Annotated in this window: 1 protein-coding gene; it reads left to right on the top strand. The window is 63.9% G+C overall.

What is annotated here, in order from left to right; all coding sequences use genetic code 11:
• Positions 1–395: 395 nt before the first annotated feature.
• A partial coding sequence (locus QMA15_RS32695) for a hypothetical protein (RefSeq protein ID WP_290289369.1) occupies positions 396–682 on the top strand: 287 nt, incomplete at its 3' end.

The following is a 682-nucleotide window of genomic DNA, read 5'->3' as shown; positions in this document are numbered from 1 at the left end:
CCTTCTGGCCTTCCGATTTTGACCGGCGGTGACCTGCGCGCAACCGCTGACTCCGCTTCGCTTCGGCCTTCGGCTCGAAAGACTTTTTCAACCCGCACTCGCAGGCTCGCAGAAAAACTCTTCCGCTCACCAGTTGCACTCCGGCCCCCTAATGCCGGTCCAACTCTCCTATGCCAGAAGGGCAAAAAAATTGGCGGGGCACGGGATTGGTCCCCAGCCACGAACGAAAGGTCACCGATGAGCGACGACTACAACGCAGCAACCAACCACTACGCCGGACTGACTTGCGGGTGCGGGGACTACTCCTGCCCTCGCATGCACAACGACGCCGCACAGTGCGTCAACGCCGAGTAGACGACAGCCAACCCGCCCACCCCAAAACAAAGGAAAACCACGTGAGCACCGAAACCGACACCCTCGCACCCGCGCTCGTCGCCGTTGTCGAGGCGACCGCAGCCCTTGATGCAGCGATGTTCGACCGCAGCCGCGAAGGGTTCATCGACGTCACCGCCCTGGTCGACGCCTTCGCCGCCGCCCGCGCCGCAGCCCGCGACGCCGGACACACCGAGGAGGACATCGACGCCGCCGCCACCCCCCACCAACTAACCACCCACCCATCCGTCACACGCAAGGACGCGCAGCATGACCGACCACAACCGCCCGACCGAAGGAGAAAACGATG

Origin of the sequence: Rhodococcus sp. APC 3903 (assembly GCF_030407755.1) — a bacterium.
In the GTDB taxonomy this organism is placed as follows: Bacteria; Actinomycetota; Actinomycetes; order Mycobacteriales; family Mycobacteriaceae; genus Rhodococcus_F; species Rhodococcus_F erythropolis.
Note: the sequence above shows the minus strand (reverse complement) of the source record. Positions and strands in the feature narration are given on the sequence as shown.